At 74.1% G+C, this 23,577-nt stretch carries 17 protein-coding genes; 9 read left to right on the top strand and 8 right to left on the bottom strand.

Going from position 1 to position 23,577, the window contains the following annotated elements; translation table 11 throughout:
* Positions 1 to 16 precede the first annotated feature (16 nt).
* Positions 17 to 2,623 (bottom strand): alpha-glucan family phosphorylase, encoded by a 2,607-nt coding sequence (gene glgP, locus R2737_07800; protein ID MEZ5116156.1) that lies wholly within the window; start codon positions 2,621 to 2,623, stop codon positions 17 to 19.
* Between the two features lie 146 nt (positions 2,624 to 2,769).
* Between glgP and R2737_07795 the strand changes: the two genes are divergently transcribed.
* Together R2737_07795 and glgB are read left to right on the top strand one after the other, a co-directional pair.
* Positions 2,770 to 5,022: an alpha-1,4-glucan--maltose-1-phosphate maltosyltransferase gene (locus R2737_07795; GenBank protein ID MEZ5116155.1), complete on the top strand. Its 2,253-nt coding sequence runs from the start codon at positions 2,770 to 2,772 to the stop codon at positions 5,020 to 5,022.
* A gap of 43 nt (positions 5,023 to 5,065) precedes the next feature.
* The gene (glgB, locus tag R2737_07790; protein MEZ5116154.1) at positions 5,066 to 7,246 is read left to right on the top strand and encodes a 1,4-alpha-glucan branching protein GlgB; all 2,181 of its coding nucleotides are present in this window, start codon (positions 5,066 to 5,068) and stop codon (positions 7,244 to 7,246) included.
* 144 nt (positions 7,247 to 7,390) lie between these two features.
* On the opposite strand, the gene R2737_07785 is transcribed toward glgB, so the two are convergent.
* A complete protein-coding gene (locus R2737_07785) occupies positions 7,391 to 8,317 on the bottom strand; it encodes a tetratricopeptide repeat protein (GenBank protein ID MEZ5116153.1) in 927 nt (308 codons plus the stop codon).
* A gap of 10 nt (positions 8,318 to 8,327) precedes the next feature.
* A complete protein-coding gene (locus R2737_07780) occupies positions 8,328 to 9,956 on the bottom strand; it encodes an amidohydrolase (GenBank protein ID MEZ5116152.1) in 1,629 nt (542 codons plus the stop codon).
* An 82-nt stretch (positions 9,957 to 10,038) separates the two neighbouring features.
* Between R2737_07780 and R2737_07775 the strand changes: the two genes are divergently transcribed.
* On the top strand, positions 10,039 to 10,515 hold the full coding sequence (locus tag R2737_07775; GenBank protein MEZ5116151.1) for an Rrf2 family transcriptional regulator: 477 nt from the start codon (positions 10,039 to 10,041) through the stop codon (positions 10,513 to 10,515).
* Positions 10,516 to 10,600: 85 nt separating this feature from the next.
* Positions 10,601 to 11,173, top strand: a complete 573-nt coding sequence (locus R2737_07770; GenBank protein ID MEZ5116150.1) for a hypothetical protein — start codon at positions 10,601 to 10,603, stop codon at positions 11,171 to 11,173.
* A gap of 39 nt (positions 11,174 to 11,212) precedes the next feature.
* On the opposite strand, the gene R2737_07765 is transcribed toward R2737_07770, so the two are convergent.
* From R2737_07765 to R2737_07750, 4 genes are read right to left on the bottom strand one after another with little or no spacing between them, the layout of a single operon-like run.
* A complete protein-coding gene (locus R2737_07765; protein MEZ5116149.1) occupies positions 11,213 to 12,904 on the bottom strand; it encodes an urease subunit alpha in 1,692 nt (563 codons plus the stop codon).
* Positions 12,901 to 13,749 carry an urease subunit gamma gene (ureA, locus tag R2737_07760; GenBank protein ID MEZ5116148.1) on the bottom strand — a complete coding sequence of 283 codons (849 nt, stop codon included), beginning with the start codon at positions 13,747 to 13,749 and terminating at the stop codon, positions 12,901 to 12,903. The genes R2737_07765 and ureA overlap by 4 nt, the downstream gene beginning before the upstream one ends.
* Positions 13,750 to 13,765: 16 nt before the next feature.
* Positions 13,766 to 14,725: a methylmalonyl Co-A mutase-associated GTPase MeaB gene (gene meaB, locus R2737_07755; protein MEZ5116147.1), complete on the bottom strand. Its 960-nt coding sequence runs from the start codon at positions 14,723 to 14,725 to the stop codon at positions 13,766 to 13,768.
* Positions 14,726 to 14,734: 9 nt separating this feature from the next.
* A complete protein-coding gene (locus tag R2737_07750; GenBank protein ID MEZ5116146.1) occupies positions 14,735 to 15,922 on the bottom strand; it encodes an acetyl-CoA C-acetyltransferase in 1,188 nt (395 codons plus the stop codon).
* Positions 15,923 to 16,047: 125 nt separating this feature from the next.
* On the opposite strand from R2737_07750, the gene mce reads away from it, so the two are divergent.
* The 3 genes from mce (at position 16,048) to ccrA (ending at position 18,287) form a co-directional block, all read left to right on the top strand.
* A complete protein-coding gene (mce, locus tag R2737_07745) occupies positions 16,048 to 16,503 on the top strand; it encodes a methylmalonyl-CoA epimerase (GenBank protein MEZ5116145.1) in 456 nt (151 codons plus the stop codon).
* Positions 16,504 to 16,591: 88 nt separating this feature from the next.
* On the top strand, positions 16,592 to 16,810 hold the full coding sequence (locus R2737_07740) for a hypothetical protein (GenBank protein MEZ5116144.1): 219 nt from the start codon (positions 16,592 to 16,594) through the stop codon (positions 16,808 to 16,810).
* Between the two features lie 139 nt (positions 16,811 to 16,949).
* Positions 16,950 to 18,287: a crotonyl-CoA carboxylase/reductase gene (gene ccrA / locus R2737_07735; GenBank protein ID MEZ5116143.1), complete on the top strand. Its 1,338-nt coding sequence runs from the start codon at positions 16,950 to 16,952 to the stop codon at positions 18,285 to 18,287.
* A 45-nt stretch (positions 18,288 to 18,332) separates the two neighbouring features.
* On the opposite strand, the gene R2737_07730 is transcribed toward ccrA, so the two are convergent.
* Positions 18,333 to 19,241, bottom strand: coding sequence for a phosphatase PAP2 family protein (locus tag R2737_07730; GenBank protein MEZ5116142.1), 909 nt, complete (start codon positions 19,239 to 19,241; stop codon positions 18,333 to 18,335).
* 276 nt (positions 19,242 to 19,517) lie between these two features.
* On the opposite strand from R2737_07730, the gene R2737_07725 reads away from it, so the two are divergent.
* Entirely contained in the window at positions 19,518 to 21,503 is a 1,986-nt protein-coding gene (locus tag R2737_07725; GenBank protein MEZ5116141.1) for an acyltransferase family protein, read from the top strand.
* 456 nt (positions 21,504 to 21,959) lie between these two features.
* Entirely contained in the window at positions 21,960 to 23,447 is a 1,488-nt protein-coding gene (locus R2737_07720) for a DUF222 domain-containing protein (GenBank protein ID MEZ5116140.1), read from the top strand.
* Positions 23,448 to 23,577: the final 130 nt, after the last annotated feature.

Genomic DNA, 23,577 nt, shown 5'->3' with positions numbered 1-23,577 from the left:
CCCACCGCGCGTCCCACTAGCGCAGGTCGCCCTCGACCAGGCCCACGGTCGGCGGCGGCAGCGTCTGCAGGCCGAGCTCGGCCGGGGACGCCAGCCCGGCGTGGCGGGGCAGCACGCGCACGGTGTAGCCGAACGGGCCGGTGCGCTCCATGGCGACGCCGCCCTCGAACCGCCAGCGGTTGCCCTCGTAGGACTCCGCGGCCACCAGCGACACGTGCTCCCGGCCCACGATCCGGTCGTCCGCGTCGACCCGGCCGTGGACGAGCTGCACGTCGACGTCCTCCGGCGTCAGGGTCCCCAGCGACACGAAGGCGCGCACCGAGACCACCGTCCCCATCAACGGGGTGTCGCCGATCCCCTTGGCCTCCACGTGGTCGACCCGGACGCCCGGCCACGCAGCACGCACCTTCGCCTTCCAGGCGGCCAGGTCGCGCGCCAGCGCGAAGTCGTCGGCCACCGCCTCGCGGGAGGATGCGGCAGCGGGGGCGTACAGCCGGTAGACGTAGTCGCGCAGCATCCGCGACGCGAGGACCTTGGGTCCCAGCGTCTGCAGGGTGTGCCGCACCATGGCGATCCATCGGGTGGGCAGGCCGCCCTCGGCCTTCTCGTAGAACGCCGGGGCGACGCTCTTCTCGATCAGGTCGTACAGCGCCGCCGCCTCGAGGTCGTCCCGCCGGTCCGGGTCCTCCACGCCGTCGGCGGTGGGGATGGCCCAGCCGTTCATGCCGTCGAACCACTCGTCCCACCACCCGTCGAGGATGGACAGGTTGAGGGCGCCGTTCAGGGCGGCCTTCATGCCCGACGTGCCGCAGGCCTCCAGCGGGCGCAGCGGGTTGTTCAGCCACACGTCGCAGCCGGGGTAGAGCACGGTGGCCATACCGATGTCGTAGTCCGGCAGGAACACGATCCGGCGACGCACCTCCGGGTCGTCGGCGAATCGCACCAGCTCCTGGATCAGCCGCTTCCCGCCGTCGTCGGCCGGGTGGGACTTCCCCGCCACGACCAGTTGCACCGGTCGCTCCGGGTCCAGCAGCAGCGACCGCAGTCGGTCGCGGTCGCGCAGCATCAGGGTGAGGCGCTTGTAGGACGGCACCCGGCGGGCGAAGCCGATCGTGAGCACGTCGGGGTCGAGCACGTCGTCGACCCAGCCCAGCTCGGCGTCGGAGGCGCCGCGCGCCACCCAGGCGGCGCGCAGCCGCCGACGCGTCATCTTGGCCAGCCGGTCGCGCATCGCCCGCTTGGTCGCCCAGATCGCATCGTCCGGGATGTCGGCGACCGCCTCCCAGTTCTGCGCCTCGTCCACCAGCCGCGGACCGACCCGCTGCGCCGCGAGGTTCCACACCTCCCGCGCGACCCAGGTCGGCGCGTGCACGCCGTTGGTCACCGAGGCGATCGGGATGTCCTCGGGGTCGAATCCCGGCCACAGCCCGGCGAACATCTCGCGGCTGACCGTGCCGTGCAGCAGGCTCACGCCGTTGGCACGCTGCGCGAGGCGCAGGCCCATCACCGCCATGTTGAAGACCTGCGGGTCTCCGCCCTCGTACGTCTCCGCGCCCAGGGCGAGGATGCGCTCCACCGGCAGGCCCGGCACGGCGCAGTCGCCGGTGAAGTGCCGGGCCACCAGCTCGCGGGGGAACCGGTCGATGCCGGCGGGCACCGGGGTGTGGGTGGTGAACACCGTCCCGGCCCGGACCGCCTCCAGCGCCTCGTCGAAGGTCAGGCCGCTGTCGCCCTGCACCAGCTCGCGCATCCGCTCGACGCCGAGGAAGCCGGCGTGCCCCTCGTTGGTGTGGAACACCTCCGGGGTGGGGGACCCGGTGATCCGGGCGTAGGTCCGCAGCGCGCGGACACCACCGACGCCGAGCAGCAGCTCCTGCTGCAGCCGGTGCTCGGAGCCGCCGCCGTACAGCCGGTCGGTGACCTCGCGCTCCGACGGCTCGTTGTCCTCCACGTCGGAGTCGAGCAGCAGCAGCGGGACCCGGCCCACCTGGGCCACCCAGATGCGCGCCACGAGGGTGCGGCTGCCCGGGAGGATCAGCTCGACCCGGGCGGGGGTGCCGTCCTCCTCGCGCAGCAGGCTGACCGGCATCCCGTCGGGGTCGAGCACCGGGTAGTGCTCCAGCTGCCAGCCCTCGCGCGAGAGCGTCTGGCGGAAGTAGCCGGACCGGTAGAACAGGCCGACGCCGAGGATCGGCACCCCGAGGTCGCTGGCCGCCTTGAGGTGGTCGCCGGCCAGGATGCCCAGGCCCCCGGAGTACTGCGGCAGCGCGGCGGCGATCCCGAACTCCGGCGAGAAGTAGCCGATGGCGCGCGGGGCCTGCTCGCCCAGCGTCTGGTACCACCGGTCCCCGGCCAGGTACATGTGCAGGTCGGCCAGCGCGGCGTCCACCCGCGCGACGAACTCGGCGTCCTCGGCCAGCGCCCGCAGCCGCTCGATCGGGACCTCGCCGAGCAGCCGGACCGGGTCGTAGCCGGTCGACCGCCACAGGTCGGGGTCGATCGACTCGAACAGGTCGCGGGTCTCCACGTGCCAGGACCACCGCAGGTTGGTGGCCAGCTCGTCGAGCGGGCGGAGGGCGTCGGGCAGGACGGTGCGCACGGTGAACCGGCGGATGGCTCTCACGGGGGGTCACCGTAGCGCGCCCGGCCGGGCGCCGCCCGCTCGGTTGTCACGTTCTTGCATCGATCGCAAGATCTTGCAGAAACGGGTGGCGGTCCCGCGCGGACGCCCCGGCGCGCGCCCGTCCCGGCGGGTAGGGTCGGGCGCCGATGGACACCGACGCGCACGACACCCCGGACCCGACCGCTCCCGTGCCGGCCGCCACCCCGCCGGCACGCAAGGCCCCGGCGAAGAAGGCCACCGCCGCGACGAAGGCCACCGCCGCGAAGAAGGCCCCGGCGAAGAAGACCGCCGCCGCCTCGAAGACCGCCGCGACGAAGACCGCCGCGACGAAGACCGCCGCGACGAGGGGGACGGCCCGGGCATCGGCCGCCGCGCGCCCTGCCGCTCCTGAGGTCGACCCCGGGCACGGCCGCACCGGCGGGCTGGTCCCGCCGCCGGTGCTCGACGGCCGCTTCCCCGTGATCGACGTCGAGCCCACGGTGGAGTCCGGCCGCCGACCGGCCAAGGCGGTGGTCGGCGAGCCGATCCCGGTGCGCGCGACCGTGTTCCGCGAGGGGCACGACGCGCTCGGCGTGGAGGTCGTCCTGCTCCGGCCCGACGGCAGCACCGCGCAGCGCGTCCGGATGGTCCCGATCGGGGCCGGGATGGACCGGTGGGAGGGCTGGATCCGGCCCGACACCGAGGGGGACGGGTCGTTCCGGATCGAGGCCTGGGGCGACGCGTGGGCCACCTGGCGGCACCGCGCCGAGGTCAAGGTCCCCGCCGGCCTGGACGTCGAGCTCGAGCTCACCGAGGGCGCCCTGCTGCTGGACCGGGAGGCCGACGCGATCGAGGCGGCCGGCGCCAGCGGCGCCGACGTGGTGCACTCCGCGGCCCGTGTCATCCGGGACCCGTCGCTGCCGATGGAGGTCCGGCTGGCGGCCGCCCTGTCCGCGGAGGTGGACGAGGCCGTGGAGCGGCACCCCCTGCGCGACCACCCCACCGCCTGCGGACCGTGGCCGCTGCGGGTCGAGCGCCGCCGGGCGCTGTACGGCTCCTGGTACGAGATGTTCCCCCGCAGCGAGGGCGCGCTGAACGACCCCCCGGTGTCGGGCACGCTGCGCGCCGCGGCGCTGCGCCTGCCGGCCATCGCCGCACTCGGCTACGACGTGGTCTACCTGCCGCCGGTGCACCCCATCGGCACGGCGTACCGCAAGGGCCGCAACAACACCCTCGACCCGGGACCGGGCGACCCCGGGTCCCCGTGGGCGATCGGGGCGCCCGAGGGCGGGCACGACGCCCTGCACCCCGACCTGGGCACGATGACGGACTTCGACGCCTTCGTCGCCCGCACCCGGGAGCTGGGCATGGAGGTCGCCCTCGACCTGGCGCTGCAGGCCTCGCCCGACCACCCCTGGGTCCGCGAGCACCCCGAGTGGTTCACCGCCCGCGCCGACGGCACGATCGCGTACGCGGAGAACCCGCCGAAGAAGTACCAGGACATCTACCCGTTGAACTTCGACAACGACCCCGAGGGGCTGTACGCCGAGGTCGTCCGGGTGGTCCGCTACTGGATGGACCACGGCGTGCGGATCTTCCGGGTCGACAACCCGCACACCAAGCCGCTGTGGGTGTGGGACCGGCTGTTCGCGGACATCAACGCGACCGACCCGGACGTGTTCTTCCTGGCCGAGGCGTTCACCCGCCCGCCGATGATGCGCGCGCTGGCGGAGGTCGGGTTCCAGCAGTCCTACACGTACTTCACCTGGCGCAACGGCAAGGACGAGCTGGTGGAGTACTTCACCGAACTGTCCGGCCCGGCCGCGGCGTACATGCGCCCCAACGTGTTCGTCAACACCCCGGACATCCTGCACGCCTACCTGCAGCACGGCGGCCCGGCGGCGTTCGCGATCCGCGCGACGCTGGCGGCGACCCTGTCTCCGACCTGGGGCGTCTACAGCGGCTTCGAGCTGTTCGAGAACGTCGCGGTGCGGCCGGGCAGCGAGGAGTACCTCGACTCCGAGAAGTACCAGTACCGCCCCCGCGACTGGGCGGCTGCCGAGGCCGAGGGCCGCACGCTGAACCCGTACATCGCACGGCTGAACCAGGCCCGTCGCTCACACCCGGCGCTGCAGCAGCTGCGCAACCTGCGCTTCCACCACACCGACGACGACGCGGTGATCGCGTACTCCAAGGCCGACGGCGACGACCTCGTCCTCGTGGTGTGCCTGCTCGACCCGCACGCCGCCCGCGAGACCACGGTATGGCTGGACATGCCGGCCCTGGGCATGGACTGGCACGACCAGTTCGTCGCCCACGACGAGGTGACCGGCCAGAAGTGGACGTGGGGCCAGGCCGTGTACGTCAGGCTGGAGCCCTGGGGCGACGTCGCGCACGTCGTCCACGTCCGTCGCTGGTGACCCGGTCCGCGGGTCGCCCCGCGCACGTCGAGAGGTGAACGCCATGGCCGCCATGCCGCCGGTCCGTCCGGTCGCCCTGGAGGAGATCGACCGCCTGGTCGACGGGGCACACCACGACCCGCACGGCATCCTCGGGCCGCACCCGCACCAGGGCGGCGTGACCGTCCGGGTGCTGCGGCCCGGCGCCGAGTCGGTCACGGTCGTGTCCGGCACGCTGCGGGTGCCGCTGGAGCACGAGCACCGGGGCGTCTGGGTCGGGGTGCTGCCGGTCTCGGAGGTGCCCGACTACTCCATCGACGTGGAGTACGACGGCAACGTGCTGCCCGGCGACGACGCCTACCGGTTCCTGCCCACCCTCGGCGAGGTCGACCTGCACCTCATCGGCGAGGGCCGGCACGAGCAGCTGTGGCAGGTGATGGGCGCCCACGTGCGGCACTTCCCCAGCCTGCACGGGGACGTCAGGGGGACCTCGTTCGCGGTGTGGGCCCCGAACGCGCAGGGCGTCCGCATCGCCGGCGACTTCAACAGTTGGGACCCGGTCGCCAACCCGATGCGCTCGCTGGGGTCCAGCGGCGTGTGGGAGCTGTTCGTGCCCGGCATCGGCGACGGCACCCGCTACAAGTTCCACATCCTCGGCCGCGACGGGGGCTGGTACGAGAAGGCCGACCCGATGGCGTTCTGGACCGAGGAGCCGCCGCAGACCGCCTCCCGCGTCTTCACGTCCACCTACGAGTGGGGGGACGCGGACTGGATGCGACGCCGGGCCGAGTCGGACCCGGCCACCGGCCCGATGAGCGTCTACGAGGTCCACATCGGCTCCTGGCGCCAGGGCCTGTCGTACGAGCAGCTGGCCGACGAGCTGTCGGCCTACGTCCGCGACAACGGGTTCACGCACGTGGAGTTCCTGCCCGTCGCGGAGCACCCGTTCGGGGGCTCGTGGGGCTACCAGGTGACCTCGTACTTCGCGCCCTCCTCCCGGTTCGGCGACCCGGACGGGTTCCGGCTGCTGGTGGACCGCCTGCACCAGAACGGCATCGGCGTCATCGTCGACTGGGTGCCGGCGCACTTCCCCAAGGACGAGTGGGCGCTGGCCCGCTTCGACGGCGCCCCGCTGTACGAGTACGCCGACCCGCGCCGCGGCGAGCACCCGGACTGGGGGACGCTGGTCTTCGACTTCGGCCGGACCGAGGTGCGCAACTTCCTGGTGGCCAACGCGGTCTACTGGCTGGAGGAGTTCCACGTCGACGGGCTGCGGGTCGACGCCGTCGCCTCGATGCTCTACCTCGACTACTCGCGCAAGGACGGCGAGTGGTTCCCCAACCAGTTCGGCGGCCGCGAGAACCTCGAGGCCGTCTCGTTCCTGCAGGAGACCAACGCGACCGTCTACAAGCGCGTCCCCGGCGTCGTGACCATCGCGGAGGAGTCGACCGCCTGGCCCGGCGTCACCCGGCCGACGCACCTCGGCGGCCTGGGCTTCGGGCTGAAGTGGAACATGGGCTGGATGCACGACTCGCTCGGTTACATGAGCCGCGAGCCGGTCCACCGCCAGTGGCACCACAACGAGATGACGTTCGCGATGATGTACGCCTACAGCGAGCGCTACGTGCTGCCGCTGTCGCACGACGAGGTCGTGCACGGCAAGGGCTCGCTGATCGAGAAGATGCCCGGGGACCGCTGGCAGAAGCTGGCGAACCTGCGCGCCTACCTGGCCTTCATGTGGGCGCACCCGGGCAAGCAGCTGCTGTTCATGGGCGGGGAGTTCGCCCAGTCGCACGAGTGGTCCGAGGCCCGGTCGCTGGACTGGTGGCTGCTGGAGTTCGCCGAGCACCAGGGCATGCAGGCGTGCGTGCGCGACATGAACGGCGCGTACGCGGCCACCCGCGCCCTGTGGGACCAGGACCACACGCCCGCCGGGTTCGAGTGGATCGACGCCAACGACTCCGCGGGGAACACGTTCTCCTGGCTGCGCTGGGGCTCCGACGGCTCGGTGGTCGCGTGCCTGGCGAACATGTCGCCGGTGGTGCGCAGCGGCTACCGGGTCGGCCTGCCCTACACCGGCCGCTGGACGGAGATTCTCAACACCGACGCGGAGGCGTACGGCGGGTCGGGCGTGGGCAATCTGGGCGGCGTCGACGCGGAGCCGACCGCGTGGCACGGCCGGGGGTCGAGCGCCCTGGTGACGGTTCCGCCGCTGGCGACGGTCTGGCTGCGCTACGACGGCTGACGCCAGCCCTCACCTGCCCCACCCGTCTCACCCGGTGGAACGTCCCGCCACCCCCCACGGGCTCGGCCCTGGTCCTGCGTTCCACCGGTGAGGGTGGGGTGCCGCGGGGTGCGGGCGGCGCGGGGCGCGCGAGCTCGACGCGCGCTAGAAGAGCGCGCTGGCGAGACCCGTGCGGGCCTTCGGCACGGCCGGGTCGTCGCCGGCGACGTCGAACAGCGCGAGCAGGTGGGTACGGACCGCCTCGCGGTCGTCGCCCGAGGTGCGCCGGACCAGCCCGACCAGGCGGTCGAACGCGGCGGCCCAGTCGCCGTTGACGGCCTCGATGTCGGCGGCCAGCCGGCCGGCGACCACGTCGTCGGGGGCAGCGTCCGCGGCGGCGATCGCCGCCTCGGGGTCCGCGCCGTCGGTACGGGCGTACAGGTCCACCAGTGCCAGTCCGGCCCGTGCGTCGGCGTTGCCCGGCTCGGCATCGATCACCTGCTGGTACGCCGCCCGCGCGGCGTCCCAGTCACCCGCCTCCACGGCGTCGAACGCCGCGACGAAGCGCGGGTCCATCGGCGGCTCCGCCGGTTCCTCCGCAGGGGCGGCGGGGGCGTCCGCGCCGCCCACGGTCCCGGTGACCCCCGCCTGCGCGGCCACCTTGAGCAGCTCGTCGAGGTAGGCCCGGACCTGCTGCTCCGGCAGCGCGCCCTGGAACAGCGGCACCGGCTGCCCCTGCACCACGGCCACCACGGTCGGGATCGACTGCACCTGGAACGCGGCCCCGATCCGCTGCTCCGCGTCGACGTCCACCTTGGCGAGCACGAACCGGCCGCCGTACTCCGCGGCCAGGCGCTCCAGCACCGGCGACAACTGCTTGCAGGGCCCGCACCAGGTGGCCCACAGGTCGACCACGACGGGGACGGTCATCGACCGGTCGATCACCTCGGCCGGGAATGTGGCCTCGGTGACGTCGATGATCACGCCGGCGGGGGCGGACGCCAGGGCGGCGTCGGCACGCTGCTGGGCCTGGCGCTGGCTGGCGAGGGCGGAGAGGTCCACGGCGCCGTGGACGGGGATCTGCTGGCTCACCCCGGCATTCTCACCCGTGCACGCGGATGCCCGCGAGCCAGGTCCCCGCGACCGCGACCTCCGGCAGCGCCGCGGGATCCAGCTCGTGCACGCGCGCGGCCAGCCAGGCCAGGTCGGCCCGTGCGCCCGGCACGATCCGCCCCCACAGCCCCTCCTCGCCCGCCTGGTGGGCCACGCCCGCGGTGTACGCCAGCAGGGCCTCGTCCAGGGTCAGCCGCTCGGCCGGGACCCAGCCGCCCGGCGGCCGGCCGTCCGGCGTCTGCCGGGTGACCGCCACCGCGATGCCCCGCAGCGGCACCGGGGACGAGACCGGCCAGTCGCTGCCGAAGGACACCGGCGCCCCCGAACGCAGCAGCGTCGCGATCGGGTACTGCCGGTCCCCCCGCGGCTGCCCGAGCCGGGGCAGCGTCAGCTCCGTCTGCGCCGGGTCCAGCTGGGCCCACAGCGGCTCGAAGTTGGCCACCACCCCGAGGTCGCGGAACCTCAGCAGGTCGTCGGGGTCGACCAGCTGGGCGTGCGCGATGACCGGCCGGCGGGCGGTGCCGTGCTCGCGCACCGCCGCCCGGACCGCGTCCAGGGCCGCGCGCACCCCCGCGTCGCCGATGGCGTGGATGTGCGGCTGGAAACCCGCGCCCACGACGGCCGTCACCGCAGCAGCGAGCTCGGCCGGCTCCCAGTTGGGCATCCCGTGCGAGGTCGGGCAGTCGCAGTACGGCTCCAGCAGCGCGGCGGTGCCGCCCTCGAGGATGCCGTCGGCGAAGAACTTGACCGTGCGCGCGGACAGCACGCCGGGGGCATGGGCCTCGACCTCCCGGCGGCGCTCGACCAGGCCGGGCAGGTCCTCCCGCCACCGCCCCGGCTCGGCGAGCAGTGCCAGGTTGACCCGCTGCCGCAGCAGGCCCGCGTCGTGGCCTGCGCGCCAGGTGGTCCAGACGTCGTCCTCCACCCAGGCGTCCTGCAGCCAGGTCACCCCCGCGGCGGCGTACGTCTCGGTCGCGTGCTCCACCGCGGCCACGCGGGTGTCCCGGTCCAGGGCGGGGACGAGGGCGTACACCGGCCGCCACGCACCCCACTCGCGCAGCGTGCCCATCGGGGTGCCGTCCGCTCGCAGCACGATCTCGCCGTCCGCGGGCTGCGGGGTTCCCTGGCCGATCCCGGCGAGCTCCAGGGCGCGGCTGTTGACCCAGGCGGTGTGGTAGTCGGTGGCGCGCAGCACCACCGGCCGGTCCGGCACCGCCGCGTCGAGCCAGCGCGCGTCGAACTCCCCGCGCGGCGCCAGCGACGGGTCGTAGCCCTCGCCGCGGACCCACTCCGCGTCCGGGTGCGCGGCCGCCCACTCCCGGACCGCGGCGACGACCTCGTCCACCGACCCGGCCGACCCCACGTCCGCGAACAGCGCCGCGATGCCGCCCTGGGTGGGGTGGGCGTGCCCGTCGCCGAAGCCCGGGACCAGGGTGCCGCCCTCCAGGCCGACCACGGACGTCGCCGCGTCGGCCAGGGCCTCGGCCTCGTCGCCCAGCGCGAGGACGCGTCCGCCGCCGATGGCGACCGCGTGCGCCGTCACCACCTGTCCGGCCCGGCGCACGCCGGTCCAGACAGCCCCGTCCCTCAGCACCAGGTCGACCCCGCCGTACGCCATCCGCCGAGCATGCTGGGGAGGGCTGCGGCGTTCAAGCGCGCCGCCCCGCTTCCGGCCCGGCGCCCCGTACGGATGCGGCACGATGGCGGTCGTGTACGTGTCCGCCCGGGTCGACTACGCCATGCGCGCGCTGCTGGTGCTGACCGAGGCGGCGCAGGACGACCCGCGGCGCCTGGTCAAGGGCGACGCGATCGCCCGCCAGCAGGACATCCCGGTGAAGTTCCTCGAGGGGATCCTGCGCCAGCTGCGCCAGGCGGGGATCGTCGCCAGCCAGCGCGGCGCGGAGGGCGGCTACCGGCTCGCCCGCGACCCGGACGAGGTCACGGTGGCAGACGTGGTCCGGGCCCTGGACGGGCCGCTGGCCGCGGTGCGGGGCGAGCGGCCCGAGGACATGGCGTACGACGGCGCGGCGGCGCACCTGCGCGAGGTGTGGATCGCGGTGCGGTCGTCGCTGCGGCAGGTGCTGGAGAACGTCACGCTCGCCGACGTGTCCGCCGGTCGGCTGCCCGCGCCGGTCGGCGCCCTGCTGGACGAGCCGGGGGCCTGGGAACGCCGCTGAAGCGACCCCACCGGCCGGGGTGGCGGGCTACGGTCGAGCGCCGGCACACGTCCGGCTGGACCCCGACACCGACCCCAGGACGGACATGACCCGCACCGGACGACGCCCCGCCGCCCTCGTGACGGCCGCCCTCGTGACCACCGCCCTCCTGCTCGCCGCGTGCGGCGGCGGGAGCGACCCGGCCGGCGGGAATGCCGCGGACGGCGGCGGCGCCGCGGCCGCAGCCCAGGACGCCGGGTCCACAGGCGACGGCGGCGCCGACGCGGTGTGCGCGGCAGTGGAGTCGGTCGACCTGTCGGCCGCCTTCGGCGGCACGCTCACGTTCGGGGCGCCGCAGGATGTCACCGGCACCGGTCGGGGCTGCGTCGCGGCCGTCGAGGGGTCGGAGGGTGAGGGGCTGATCGCCACGGTGACCACCGGCGACTACTACCGGGAGAAGGCGAAGTACGAGAAGCAGGACGTCCCGTTCGAGTGGATCGATGGCCTGGGCGAGGAGGCGTTCCTCGTCAACGAGGCGGACCTCAACGTGCTGCTGGCCGACGACTCGGCCGTGAACGTCGCGATCAGCGCGTTCTTCACCAGCGGATCACCCCCGGACCCGGCCGTGCTCCGGGCCGGGCTGGTCACCGTGGCCGACGCGGTCGTCGCCGCCCAGTAGCCGCCGCGCCGCGCCTCGCCCGACAGTCGTCGCGTCCGGTCACAGGAAGTACAGCCGGCCCAGCGGGACCCGGTCGACCGGGTCCATGACGAGCGGCACGCCGTCCAGGGTCACCCGCGCGCCCGACGGGTCCACCCGGACGTCGCCGAGCCGCCCGTGCCCGACCATGTCCGCCGCGGTCACGGTCCGGCAGCCGCGCACCGGCACCCGCCGGCGCCGGGTCGGGACCGGGTCGGCGCCGGACTCCACCGCCGCGCCGCTGGTGAACAGCACCGCGAGTTCGGCCGGCATCGCGCCGTGCGCGCCGAACTGGCGGTCCAGCACCCGCGGCTGGGCGCTCGGGATGGTCGCGTTGGGATCCCCCACGGCCCCCCAGGCCGGCAGCCCGGCCTTGAGCACCAGGGCGGGCTTGGCGCCGAAGGCGCGCGGCGACCACAGCACGACGTCGGCCAGTCGGCCCGGCGCCAGTGACCCGACCTCGTGCGCCAGGCCGTGGGTGCGGGCCGGGTTGACGGTCAGCTTGGCCAGGTAGCGCAGCACCCGTGCGTTGTCGTGCCCGCTGCCGTCATCCGGCTCAGCGCCCTCGAGCCCCCGGGTGACCGCGGCGAGGGCGAAGGTGCGCCGTACCGTCTCCCCCGCCCGGCCCATGCCCTGCGCGTCGCTGCTCGTCATCGGGATCACGCCGAGGTCGTGCAGCAGGTTCTCCGCGCCCATCGTGGCGGCCCGGACCCGCTGCCGGGCCAGGGCCACGTCGGCCGGCAGCTCGGGGTGCAGGTGGTGCGACACCATGATCATGTCGACGTGCTCGGCGAGGGCGTCCCGCCCGAACGGCAGCGTCGGATTGGTCGAGGACGCCAGCACGTGTCGGATCCCGGCGAGCCGCAGCACGTCCGGCGCGTGGCCGCCGCCGCAGCCCTCGACGTGGAACGCATGCACCACCCGACCGTCCAGCACCGCCAGGGTGTCGTCCACGGTCAGGCCCTCGTTCAGGCCGTCGGTGTGCAACGCGACCTGGACGTCGTACTCCTCGGCCACGGAGAGGGCCGTGTCGAGGGTCGCCAGGTGCGCACCGGTGTCCTCGTGCACCTTGAACCCGCAGACGCCCCCCTCCAGCGCCTCCAGCAGCGGCCCCGGGGTGGAGGCCGCGCCACGGCCCAGCACGCCCACGTTGACCGGCCATGCGTCGAAGGCCGCGTACGCACGGCGCAGCGCCCACGACGACCCGACGCCCACACCCCAGAAGGGGCCGAACTCCTGCGTGACCAGCGTCGTCACCCCGGACGACAGGGCCGCCTCGAACACCCGCGGCGACAGGGCGTGGACATGCGTGTCCACCGCTCCCGGGGTGGCGATCAGACCGTCTCCGGGGACCACGACGGTCCCGCTGCCCACGACGACGCCGACACCGGGCGTGGTGTCGGGATTGCCGGCGCGGCCGACGGCCGCGATCCGCCCGGCTCGGATGCCGAGCGAGGTGACCCGCACGCCCAGCAGCGGGTCGAGCAGCAGGACGTCGCTGACCACGACGTCGCAGGACTCGTCCGCGCGTACGGAGCGCAGCCCGATGCCGTCGCGACCGTTGCGGCCGAAGCCGATCGCGAACTCGTCGCCGGGCTCCCGGTCGTCCGCTTCGACCTGCACGACCAGCCCGGTGTCGCCGAGCCGGACCCGGTCGCCGCGCCGAGGACCGTACGCCGCCAGGTCGTCGGCACCGCGGGGGACGCCGGTCACGACGGGTCCCCGTCGGCCTGGCGCCGCCGCCGCCGCACCGCCGCTGCCGCCGCCCCGTCCGGCCCCGGACCCCGGTCGTTGTCCCCGCTGTCGTCCACGCCATCGCTGGCTGCGGTACCGGCCGCGGTGTCCCCTGTATCGGCGAACCCGCACTCCCGCAGCGCCGCCAGGGCCCGCTCGCGCGCCCCCGGTGCGTCCAGCGGGCCGTCGACCAGCCCGGCGAAGCCGACCACGACCCGGTCGCCGCCGATCGGCACCAGCTCGACCGTCACCGGCTCCCCCGGGTCGAAGCGCACCGACTGCCCCGACGCCAGGTCCAGCCGTCGCCCGTACGCCGCGGCACGGTCGAAGCGCAGCCGCGGGTTGACCTCGAAGAAGTGGAAGTGGCTGGTCACCGCGACCGGGACCGCGGCCTCGTTGACGACCACCACCGGCACCCGGTCCCGCGCCGACCAGCGGTCGCGCACGTCGGCGTGCGCCCCGTCACGGTCGCGGCCAGCACCCGGCAGCACCGCACCCGGTGCCTCTGGTCCGAGCCGAGGGCCGGCGACCGGGTCGCGCACGCAGACCAGCCGGCTGCCGTCGTCGAACACCGCCTCGACCTGGACGACGTCCAGGACGTCGGCCACGCCCGGGAGCACGTCGTCCACGGTGAGCACTGAGCCGCCGGCGGCCACCGCGTCGGCGTGCCGCGCGCCGTCGCGGGCCGCCTCGCACACGGCGTCGGCGACCAGCGCGGTGGCCTCGGGGACGTTGAGCCGCAGTCCCCGGGCCCGGCGGGCCCGGGCCAGCTCGGCGGCGAGGAACAGCAGCAGCCGGTCACGTTCCTGCGGGGCTAGGTCCACCCGCCGATCGTGCCGGTCAGGACCCCAGTTCGGCCAGCAGCACGTCCGCCGCGCCGTAGGGGTCCAGCTCGCCGGCGACGACGCGTTCGGCCAGCGCGACCAGTTGCGCGTCACCGCGCAGGTCGCCGATGCGCGCGCGCACGGCGGCCACCGCGATTGCCTCGACCTCCGCGGCGGCCCGGCCGACCCGGCGCAGCTGCAGCCCGCCGGTCTCCTCCAGCCACCGGCGGTGGTCGTCGATCGCCCCCACCACCGCGTCGATCCCCTCGTCGCGCGAGGCCACGGCCTTCAGCACCGGGGGCGTCCAGCCCCCGTCCGGGCGCTCGCCCAGCGTGAGCATGTGGCGCAGCTCGCGCGCGGTCGCGTCCGCGCCGTCCCGGTCCGCCTTGTTGACCACGAACACGTCGCCGATCTCGAGGATCCCGGCCTTGGCCGCCTGGATCCCGTCGCCCATGCCCGGCGCCAGCAGCACCACGGTGGTGTCCGCCGTCGAGGCGATCTCCACCTCGGACTGGCCCACGCCGACGGTCTCCACCAGCACCACGTCGCAGCCGGCGGCGTCGAGGACGCGCAGGGCCTGCGGCGTCGACCAGGCCAGGCCGCCGAGGTGGCCGCGGGACGCCATCGACCGGATGTAGACCTCAGGGTCGGTCGCGTGCACCTGCATGCGCACCCGGTCCCCCAGCAGCGCCCCGCCGGAGAACGGCGACGACGGGTCGACCGCGAGCACCCCGACGCGACGACCCTGGGCCCGGTACGCGGACACGATCGCCGACGTCGTGGTCGACTTGCCGACCCCCGGGGAACCGGTGATGCCCACGACGTACGCGCGACCGGCGTCCGGCGCCAGCGCGGCCATCACCCGCCGCAGCTGCGGCGAGGCGTCCTCGACCAGCGAGATCAGCCGGGCGACCGCCCGGGGCTCGCCGCGCCGGGCCCGCTCGACGAGCTCGTCGACGTCGTACGAGCGGGCCACGGGTCGGGGTCAGGCCTTCGGCACGCGCACGATCAGGGCGTCGCCCTGGCCGCCGCCGCCGCACAGCGCGGCCGCGCCGACGCCGCCGCCGCGCCGCTTCAGCTCGTGCGCCAGGTGCAGCACCAGCCGCGCGCCCGACATGCCCACGGGGTGGCCCATGGCGATCGCGCCGCCGTTGACGTTGACGATCTCCTCGTCCACGCCGAGCTTGCGGGTGGACACGATGCCGACCGCGGCGAAGGCCTCGTTCAGCTCGACCAGGTCGAGGTCGGCGGGCGTGATGCCCTCCTTCTCGCACGCCTTGAGGACCGCGTTGGCCGGCTGCTCCTGCAGCGAGGCGTCCGGGCCGGCCACGACGCCGTGCGCACCGATCTCGGCCAGCCACGACAGGCCGAGCTCCTCGGCCTTGGCCTTGCTCATGACGACGACCGCAGCGGCGCCGTCGGAGATCTGCGAGGCCGAGCCGGCGGTGATCGTGCCGTCCTTGGCGAACGCCGGGCGCAACCGGGCCAGCGTCTCGGTCGTGGTGTCCCCGCGGACGCCCTCGTCGTGGGCGAAGACGATCGGGTCGCCCTTTCGCTGCGGGATCTCGACGGCGACGATCTCGTCGTCGAACAGGCCGTTCTTGTGCGCCTCGGCGGCCCGCTGGTGCGAGCGCGCGGAGAACGCGTCCTGCTCCTCGCGGGTCAGGTCGTAGCGGCCGTTGTACTGCTCGGTGCTCAGGCCCATCGCGAGCTGGTCGAAGGCGCAGAACAGCGCGTCGTACGCCATCGAGTCGACCAGGGCGGTGTCGCCGTACTTGAACCCCTCCCGGGACTTCGGCAGCAGGTGCGGCGCCTGGGTCATCGACTCCATGCCGCCCGCCACCACGATCTCGAACTCGCCCGCGCGGACCAACTGGTCGGCGAGCGCGATGGCGTCGATGCCGGACAGGCACACCTTGTTGATCGTCAGGGCCGGCACGTCCATCGGGATGCCGCCCTTGACCGACGCCTGCCGCGCGGCGTTCTGACCCGCGCCAGCCTGGATGACGTGGCCCATGATCACGTAGTCGACCTGGTCGGGCGCGACCCCGGCCCGCTCGAGCGCCGCCTTGATCGCGAAGCCGCCGAGGTCGGCGGCGGAGAAGTCCTTCAGCGACCCGAGCAGCCGACCCATGGGGGTGCGTGCCCCCGCGACGATGACCGATCCGGACATGGGCCCTCCCGAGAGCCGTCGATGGAGTGCTGCCACGATAGCGAGGGGCCCGCCGGCCGCCGCCGACGGCCCCACCCGGACCGCCCCCGGGCCGCGCGGCCCGGACCGACCACCGGAGGAGACCGATGACCACCCCCGCGACCGAGGCGCTCGGACCGCTCATCACCCGGATCGACCACGTCGGCATCGCGGTGCCGGACCTGGACGCGGCGAAGGAGTTCTACGCCCGGGCCTTCGGTCTCCAGGTCGTGCACGAGGAGGTCAACGAGGAGCAGGGCGTCCGGGAGGCGATGCTCGCCGTCGGCGACTCCGGCTCGTGCATCCAGCTGCTCGCCCCGCTCAGCCCGGACTCCACGATCGGCAAGTTCCTCGACCGCAGCGGTCCGGGCATCCAGCAGGTCGCGTACGGCGTCGACGACGTCGAGGAGGCCGCTCGGCGCCTGCAGGCGGCGGGCGTGCGGGTGCTGTACGACGCCCCCCGGCGCGGGACCGCCGGATCCCGGGTCAACTTCGCCCACCCCAAGGACTGCGGCGGGGTGCTGGTGGAGCTGGTCGAGGCCGCGCCCGGCGCGTCGCACTGACCGACGGGCACGACCGGCCCACACTGGCGGCCAGACAGCCACGGGCCGCATCGGGCCATCGCCGGCAGCACACCCGCAGGAGGGGCCGATGGGACAGGTCGGGCTGACCCTGTTCGGCTACACGTTCACCGACCAGCAGATCGAGCTGATCCAGGTGGTCTTCGGCTGCCTGTTCGGGGCGCTGCTCGTCTGGGGCGTGGTGACGAAGGCGACCAAGCTGATCGTGTTCTCCGCGCTGGTGGTCGCCGTGGTCCTGGCCTGGTACGGCGTGACCCACGGATGGTTCGACACCTGGCTGGACCGCTGACCCCGCAGTTCCCCGACCCCTGCGCGAGGACCGACGCTACCGGCCGGTAACGTCGGTCCCGGTCCCTCGCCGCGAGTCCGCTCGCCGCGAGGCCGGTGGCCCACGCAGGCTGGGCCGACCCGACCCTTCGGAGGCAGCCGTGCAGGAGATCCGCGACGCCATCCTCGCCGGGGACACCCCGGCCGAGACATTCGCCACGCTTCCGGTCCCGGAGTCCTACCGCGCCGTCACGGTGCACAAGGACGAGGTCGGCATGTTCGAGGGGCTGCCGTCCCGGGAGAAGGACCCGCGCAGGTCGCTCCACCTCGACGACGTCCCGGTGCCCGAGCTCGGCCCCGGCGAGGCACTGGTGGCGGTGATGGCGTCGTCCATCAACTACAACACCGTGTGGACGTCGATCTTCGAGCCCGTCTCGACGTTCGGCTTCCTGGAGCGCTACGGCCGCAGCCATCCGCTCGCCAAGCGGCACGACCTGCCGTACCACATCATCGGCTCGGACCTGTCCGGCGTGGTGCTGCGCACCGGTCCCGGCGTGAACGCCTGGAAGCCCGGCGACGAGGTGGTCGCGCACTGCCTGTCCGTGGAGCTGGAGAGCCCGCTGGGCCACAACGACACGATGATGGATCCCGAGCAGCGGATCTGGGGCTTCGAGACCAACTTCGGCGGCCTGGCCGAGATCGCGCTGGTCAAGAGCAACCAGCTGTTGCCGAAGCCCGCCCACCTGACCTGGGAGGAGGCGGCGGCGCCCGGGCTGGTGAACTCCACCGCCTACCGCCAGCTGGTGTCGCGCAACGGCGCGGGCATGAAGCAGGGCGACATCGTCCTGATCTGGGGTGCCTCCGGTGGCCTGGGCTCGTACGCCACGCAGATGGCGGTCAACGGCGGCGCGATCCCGGTGTGCGTCGTGTCCAGCCCCGAGAAGGCGGACCTGTGCCGGGCCATGGGCGCCGAGCTGATCATCGACCGCAACGCGGAGGGCTACCGGTTCTGGAAGGACGAGACGACCCAGGACCCCAAGGAGTGGCAGCGCTTCGGGAAGCGGATCCGCGAGCTGACCGGCGGCGAGGACGTCGACATCGTCTTCGAGCACCCGGGCCGGGAGACGTTCGGTGCCAGTGTCTACGTCACCCGCAAGGGCGGCACGGTGGTGACCTGCGCGTCGACGTCGGGCTACATGCACGAGTACGACAACCGCTACCTGTGGATGAACCTCAAGCGCATCGTCGGCTCGCACTTCGCCAACTACCGCGAGGCGTACGAGGCCAACCGGCTCATCGCGAAGGGCATGGTCCACCCCACGCTGTCCAAGACGTTCCCGCTGGAGCAGACGGGAGAGGCGGCGTTCGAGGTGCACCGCAACCTGCACCAGGGCAAGGTCGGCGTGCTCGCCCTGGCCCCGCAGGAGGGGCTCGGCGTCCGCGACGAGGAGCTTCGGACGCAGCACCTCGACCAGATCAACCGCTTCCGCGGGACCTGACCGGCACGGGTCGGACGGGCGGCCGGGCGGCCGCCCGCGCACCCCTCAGCCCGGCCGCCCGTCCCCGTCCTCGGGCTCGAGGACCACGTGGTGCATCAGCGGGCCGTAGGTCGTGAGCAGCACGACCACGGCCAGCACCACCAGCGCCTGGCCCAGGACGTAGACGAGCACCTCGGTGCCGCCCGCCTTCCCCACCCCGGTCCCGATTCCGGAACGGGACCACCACAGCTCGACGGCGACGACGAACACCAGGCCCAGGCCCCAGGGCAGCCCGTACGCCATCCGGCGCGAGGGTCCGGGTCGTCCGGCGCGGGCCACCCACCACGCCGCGACGCCCGACAGCCACAGCCCGGCCAGGAGCACGCCGCCGAGCGCATCGGAGGGCCGGTGCCACCCGCTGGCGACCGTCGCGATGCCGACCAGCGAGGCCCACGCGATGCCGGCCAGGCCCACCCACCTCCGCCACGCGGGCGCCGAGACCAGCACCAGCGCCAGCGCGGACGCCGTGGCGATCGTCGCGTGCCCGCTCGGGAACGTGTTGAACGCCTTCTCCCCCAGCACGTCCGCCCAGACGTCGTCCAGACCCGGGCGGGGCAGCACCCGGCGCAGGACCTCCGCGGTGACGACGGCGCCGGCGAAACCGGCTGCCGCCACCAGCGCCCGTCGCGGGGTGCGCCGGGCCAGCCCGACCGCGGCGAGCAGCACCAGCGTGACCACCAGTCCTGCGACGGTCACCACGCCGAGCAGGTCACGGTCGACCAGGAGGTCGGGGTGGTCGATGGCGCCGCGGGACACCCACGCCTCGTCATCGCCGCGCTGGCCCCAGGACGTCCACACCAGCACCCCGTACGCGGCCACGGCGAGCGCGCCGCACCAGCCGGCCAGCCAGCCCAGCCGTCGTACGGTCCGCTCGACCGGCACCATGGCCGTCGCCGCCACGGGAGTGGTGCTCATCCGGCCCTCCCTCCGGTCGGGATCATGCCGTCGCGATCATGCCGTCGGGATCGGTTCCGTCGGGATCGTGCCGTCACGGGCCGGAAGTGGTTCCTGAGCCGGGAGTGACCCATGGGGCCCCTGTCCGCCGGGCGCGGCGTGCGGGGGCAGTCGGTCCCCTCTCGTAGAATCGTCACGATCCGATCACCGTGCACCTGACCCCGCCCGGGGAACCCCGTCCCGCCCCGGCGCGTCGGTACCCCCGGGATCCCCCGCCCCCGCGAGCCAGGAGGATGCGTGGCCTCGAGCCCGGCGCCCACGCGCGTCCCCTGGAACCTCGACCGCGGCCGCCCCGCCGGCGAGATGGGCTACCTGCCCGGCCTCGACGGGATCCGGGCCATCGCGGTGCTCGGCGTGCTGCTCTACCACGCCGACCTCACCTGGATCGAGGGCGGCTTCCTCGGCGTCGACGTCTTCTTCGTCCTCAGTGGCTTCCTCATCACCTCGCTGCTGCTGGAGGAGTTCGACCGCCGCGGCACCATCGACTTCAAGCGGTTCTACATACGACGGGCGCGCCGGCTGCTGCCGGCGCTGTTCCTCGTGCTGGCGGTCGTCTCCGTCATGGCCGCCTTCTTCTACCGCGACGCCGCGCCGTCGGTACGCACCGACGTGCCCGCGGCGTTCTTCTACGTCACCAACTGGTGGTATATCGCCGCCGACCAGTCGTACTTCGAGTTCATCGGCCGGCCGGCGATGCTGCAGCACCTGTGGTCGCTGGCGGTGGAGGAGCAGTTCTACCTGATCTGGCCGCTGGTCGTCTTCGGCGCCCTGCGCTGGCGGGGCCGGTCCGCGGTGCGCATCGTGGCCGTCGTCGGCGCGGTGCTGTCCACGGTATGGATGGCCTGGCTGTCGATCCGCAACGGCTACCCCGAGCTCGCCGACCCCAGCCGGGTTTACTTCGGGGCGGACTCCCATGCCATGGGCCTCCTGGTCGGTGCCGCCATGGCCACCGCCTGGCGGCCGGGCCGGCTCAAGCAGAAGCTGGCCCCCGGCGGCGCGGCGGTCGTGACCGGGGTGGGCATCGCGGCCCTGCTCGCGGTCGGCTGGATCTATCTCAACGTCGGCGAGTTCTCCAACGCGCTGTACCGCGGCGGCTTCCTGGTCATCGCGGTCGTGGTGGCGGTGCTCATCGCCGCGGCGAGCCACCCCGGCGCCCCGTTCGGCCGCTGGCTGGGCACCCAGCCGTGGCGCTACATCGGCGAGCGCTCATACGGCCTGTACCTGTGGCACTGGCCGATCTTCGTCGTCACCCGGCCCGACCTGGACATCCCTGTCGAGGGGGTCTGGAACCTCCTGCTGCGGCTCGGGCTCACCTTCGGCGTCGCCGAGCTGTCCTATCGCTACGTCGAGCTGCCCATCCGGCACGGGGCCATCGGCCGCTTCATGGCCCGATGGAAGGAGTCCGACCACCAGACCCGCGACATCTACCGCCGCCGGGCGCTGGTGAGCGTCGGCCTGACGGTGGCCTGCGTGACCCTCGTCGGTGCCGGCCTCGCGACCGCACCCAAGGCCGACGAGAACGGCGGCCTGGCCTCCGACGTGGCCGCCGCGATCGGCGTAGCCGACGGCGGCCCGACCAGCGTCTCCCTGGACGACCCGCAGCCCGCCGGGGCCGGTGAGGTTGTCGACGACGGCGCGGGGCCGGCGGACGGAGGCGACACCGACGCGGGACCGACCCAGGATCCGTCGACCGAGGCGGGATCGGGCTCAGGCTCGGGCGCCTCGGCCGAGCCTGACGCACGGGTCACCAAGAACCGCAACGGCCGGCTGTCCGCCATCGGCGACTCGGTCCTGCTCGGCGCCCGCGTCACCCTGCAGCGGGTCATCGACATGACCGGCGTGGACGCCGAGGTCGGCCGCCAGGCCGGCGGGGTGCTGGCCCGGATCGAGACGCTGCAGTCGCAGGGCAAGCTGGCACCGACCGTGATGATCCACACCGGCACCAACGGCATCATCACCGAGAGCCAGCTGCGCGACATGCTGGAGGCGCTGGACAACCGGCAGCGGGTCGTAGTGGTCAACGTCAACGTGCCGCGGCGCTGGATGGACCCCAACAACGAGGTCATCGAGAAGGTCGTGCCCGACTACCCCAACGCGGTCATCGCGGACTGGAAGTCGGTGTCGGAGGGCCACCCCGAGTACTTCGTCTCCGACGGCGTGCACCTCACCGGGGACGGCATGAAGGCCTACGCCAAGCTGGTCAAGCAGGTCGCCGGGCTCTGACCCGAGTCGGCCTCCCCTCGCACTCCGCTCCCTCGCACTCCGCTGCCGTCGCCCCCCGGGACGGGTCATCGTTGTGACGCGGGCTGCCTGCCGCCCGGCATTGGCTGTCCAGGCGGGGGTGTCTGACCTCCGCCGTAGCGTCGGGTCATGCCTGATCACCTGACCTTGGTGTCTGACGTCCGACCCGAGTCCTCGCCGACCGCGCCCGGTGGGACCGGCGCTGCCCGCCGCGCGGGCGCATCCCTCGTCCGCCCGCGCCGCGTCGACGCGCGTGATGCCGAGGCTGACGTCGGTCGCGCTGACCTCGATGGCGCTGGCCTGGGCGGCGCTGGCCTGGGCGGCGCTGGCCTCGGTGGCCCTGACCACCTCGTCGGGGCTGACGGGGCCGCCGCTGATGCGCTGGGCGCCGATGTGCCTGCCGTCGATGTGCCTGCCGTCGATGTGCCGGGTGTCGATGTGCTGGATGACGGTGCGTTGGAGGAGCTGGTGGTGGGTGAGGCGGGGCGGATCGCGGCGGCGACGTGCGCGTGGCTGCTGCACCTGGGCGAGTTCGACCGCCGGTCCGCCTGGTCCCACTCCTACGGGGTGCGGTCCACGGCGCACTGGCTGTCCTGGCGCTGCGGCATCGGGTCGGGCACGGCGGCCGAGCACGTGCGGGTGGCGCGGGCGCTGAGGCGGATGCCCAGGACGGTGGCGCAGTTCGCGGCGGGCCGGTTGTCGTACTCCCAGGTCCGCGCGGTCACCCGCGCCGTCGACGAGGTCGGGGAGGACACCCTGCTGGACCTGGCGGTGCAGTGCACCGGGGCGCAGGTGGAGCGGCTGGTGGCCGGGCTGCGCCGCTCGCTGCGCCCGCAGGAGGAGTCCGCGCGGCACCGGGCCCGGGAGGCCCGCTGGTACGTCGACACCGACGGCATGGTCGTGCTGAGGGCGCGCCTGGCCGGGGAGGAGGGGGCGCTGGTGGTGGCCGCGTTGGACGCCGCCTACGCCACCGCCCTGAACGAGCCGGACCCGGCCGAGCCCGGCGATGAGGACGACGGGGCCCACGAGGGGGCGCACGACGGGGCGCAGGACGGGGCGCACGGCCGGCACGGGGAGCGGGCGGTGCGGTCCCGCGCGGACGCGGTGGTCGCGCTGGCCCAGGCCTACGCCGACGCCGTCGCCGACGCCGCCGGGGTCGACCCGACCGGGCAGCGGGCACCGGTGCAGGTCGTGCTGCACGCCGACCTGCCCGCCCTGGCCGAGGCCGCCGCCTGGACCGAGGCACCCGCGGCCGGCACCGACGCCGGCACCGACGCCGGCACCGACGCCGGCACGGACGCCGGCACGGACGCCGGGACGCACGCCGGGATGGACGCGGAGACCGGGAAACGATCTTCCGCGGAAGATCACCAACGCCGGGGCAGATCCAGCTTCGACATCGGGCTGGGCGCCCACCCCGTCCTGCTCGCCCGGGTGCTGTGCGACCAGCAGATCCGGCTGATCGCCGAACTCGGCGACGGCCGCGGGATCGACCTGGGCCGCACCCGCCGCCGCACCACGGCCCGGCAGCGCGCCGCGGTGCTACGACGCGACGGCGGGGCCTGCCGCTACCCCGGCTGCGCAGCGCGCCGGCACCTGCACCTGCACCACGTCCGGCACTGGATCCACGGCGGTACCACCGACAGCGACAACCTGATCACCCTGTGCGGCTTCCACCACCGCCGCCTGCACGAACAGGCCTACAGCATCGGCATCCCCGACCCCGGGCGGTTCACCTTCTGGCTGCCCGACGGCCGCCCCCTACCCGAACACCCCCCAGTCCAGCCGACCCCCGGCGCGCCCCCGCTGACCCGCGACGACTCCCTACACCCCGCCGCCGACGAACTACGCAAAGCGGCCGCCCGCTACGCCCGCGGCCAACGACTCCACCTCAACGCCGCAGTCGGGGCGCTGCTCGGCGCCTGACGAGGGCAAGACCGGGCGCCTGACGAGGGCAAGACCGACGGTGGGCGTGCGCGACAGGGGCTGCGCGGCAGGAGGCGTGCGCGACGGTGCGACTGCCTGCCCATCGCCCGCCAAGGGCCCTGGGCCGGCA

Source organism: Candidatus Nanopelagicales bacterium, from assembly GCA_041393815.1.
Taxonomy (GTDB): Bacteria; Actinomycetota; Actinomycetes; order S36-B12; family JAWKJK01; genus JAWKJK01.
This window is presented reverse-complemented; position numbering and strand designations above follow the sequence as displayed.

What these genes read in the sequence shown, in the direction of transcription:
- R2737_07740 (MEZ5116144.1), top strand. Translation starts at nt 16,592, where the DNA reads ATGGGACAGGTCGGGCTGACCCTGTTCGGCTACACGTTCACCGACCAG.
- mce (MEZ5116145.1), top strand. Translation starts at nt 16,048, where the DNA reads ATGACCACCCCCGCGACCGAGGCGCTCGGACCGCTCATCACCCGGATC.
- R2737_07730 (MEZ5116142.1), bottom strand. Translation starts at nt 19,241, where the DNA reads ATGAGCACCACTCCCGTGGCGGCGACGGCCATGGTGCCGGTCGAGCGG.
- R2737_07780 (MEZ5116152.1), bottom strand. Translation starts at nt 9,956, where the DNA reads ATGGCGTACGGCGGGGTCGACCTGGTGCTGAGGGACGGGGCTGTCTGG.
- R2737_07775 (MEZ5116151.1), top strand. Translation starts at nt 10,039, where the DNA reads ATGGCGGTCGTGTACGTGTCCGCCCGGGTCGACTACGCCATGCGCGCG.
- R2737_07795 (MEZ5116155.1), top strand. Translation starts at nt 2,770, where the DNA reads ATGGACACCGACGCGCACGACACCCCGGACCCGACCGCTCCCGTGCCG.
- glgB (MEZ5116154.1), top strand. Translation starts at nt 5,066, where the DNA reads ATGGCCGCCATGCCGCCGGTCCGTCCGGTCGCCCTGGAGGAGATCGAC.
- R2737_07770 (MEZ5116150.1), top strand. Translation starts at nt 10,601, where the DNA reads ATGACCCGCACCGGACGACGCCCCGCCGCCCTCGTGACGGCCGCCCTC.
- R2737_07750 (MEZ5116146.1), bottom strand. Translation starts at nt 15,922, where the DNA reads ATGTCCGGATCGGTCATCGTCGCGGGGGCACGCACCCCCATGGGTCGG.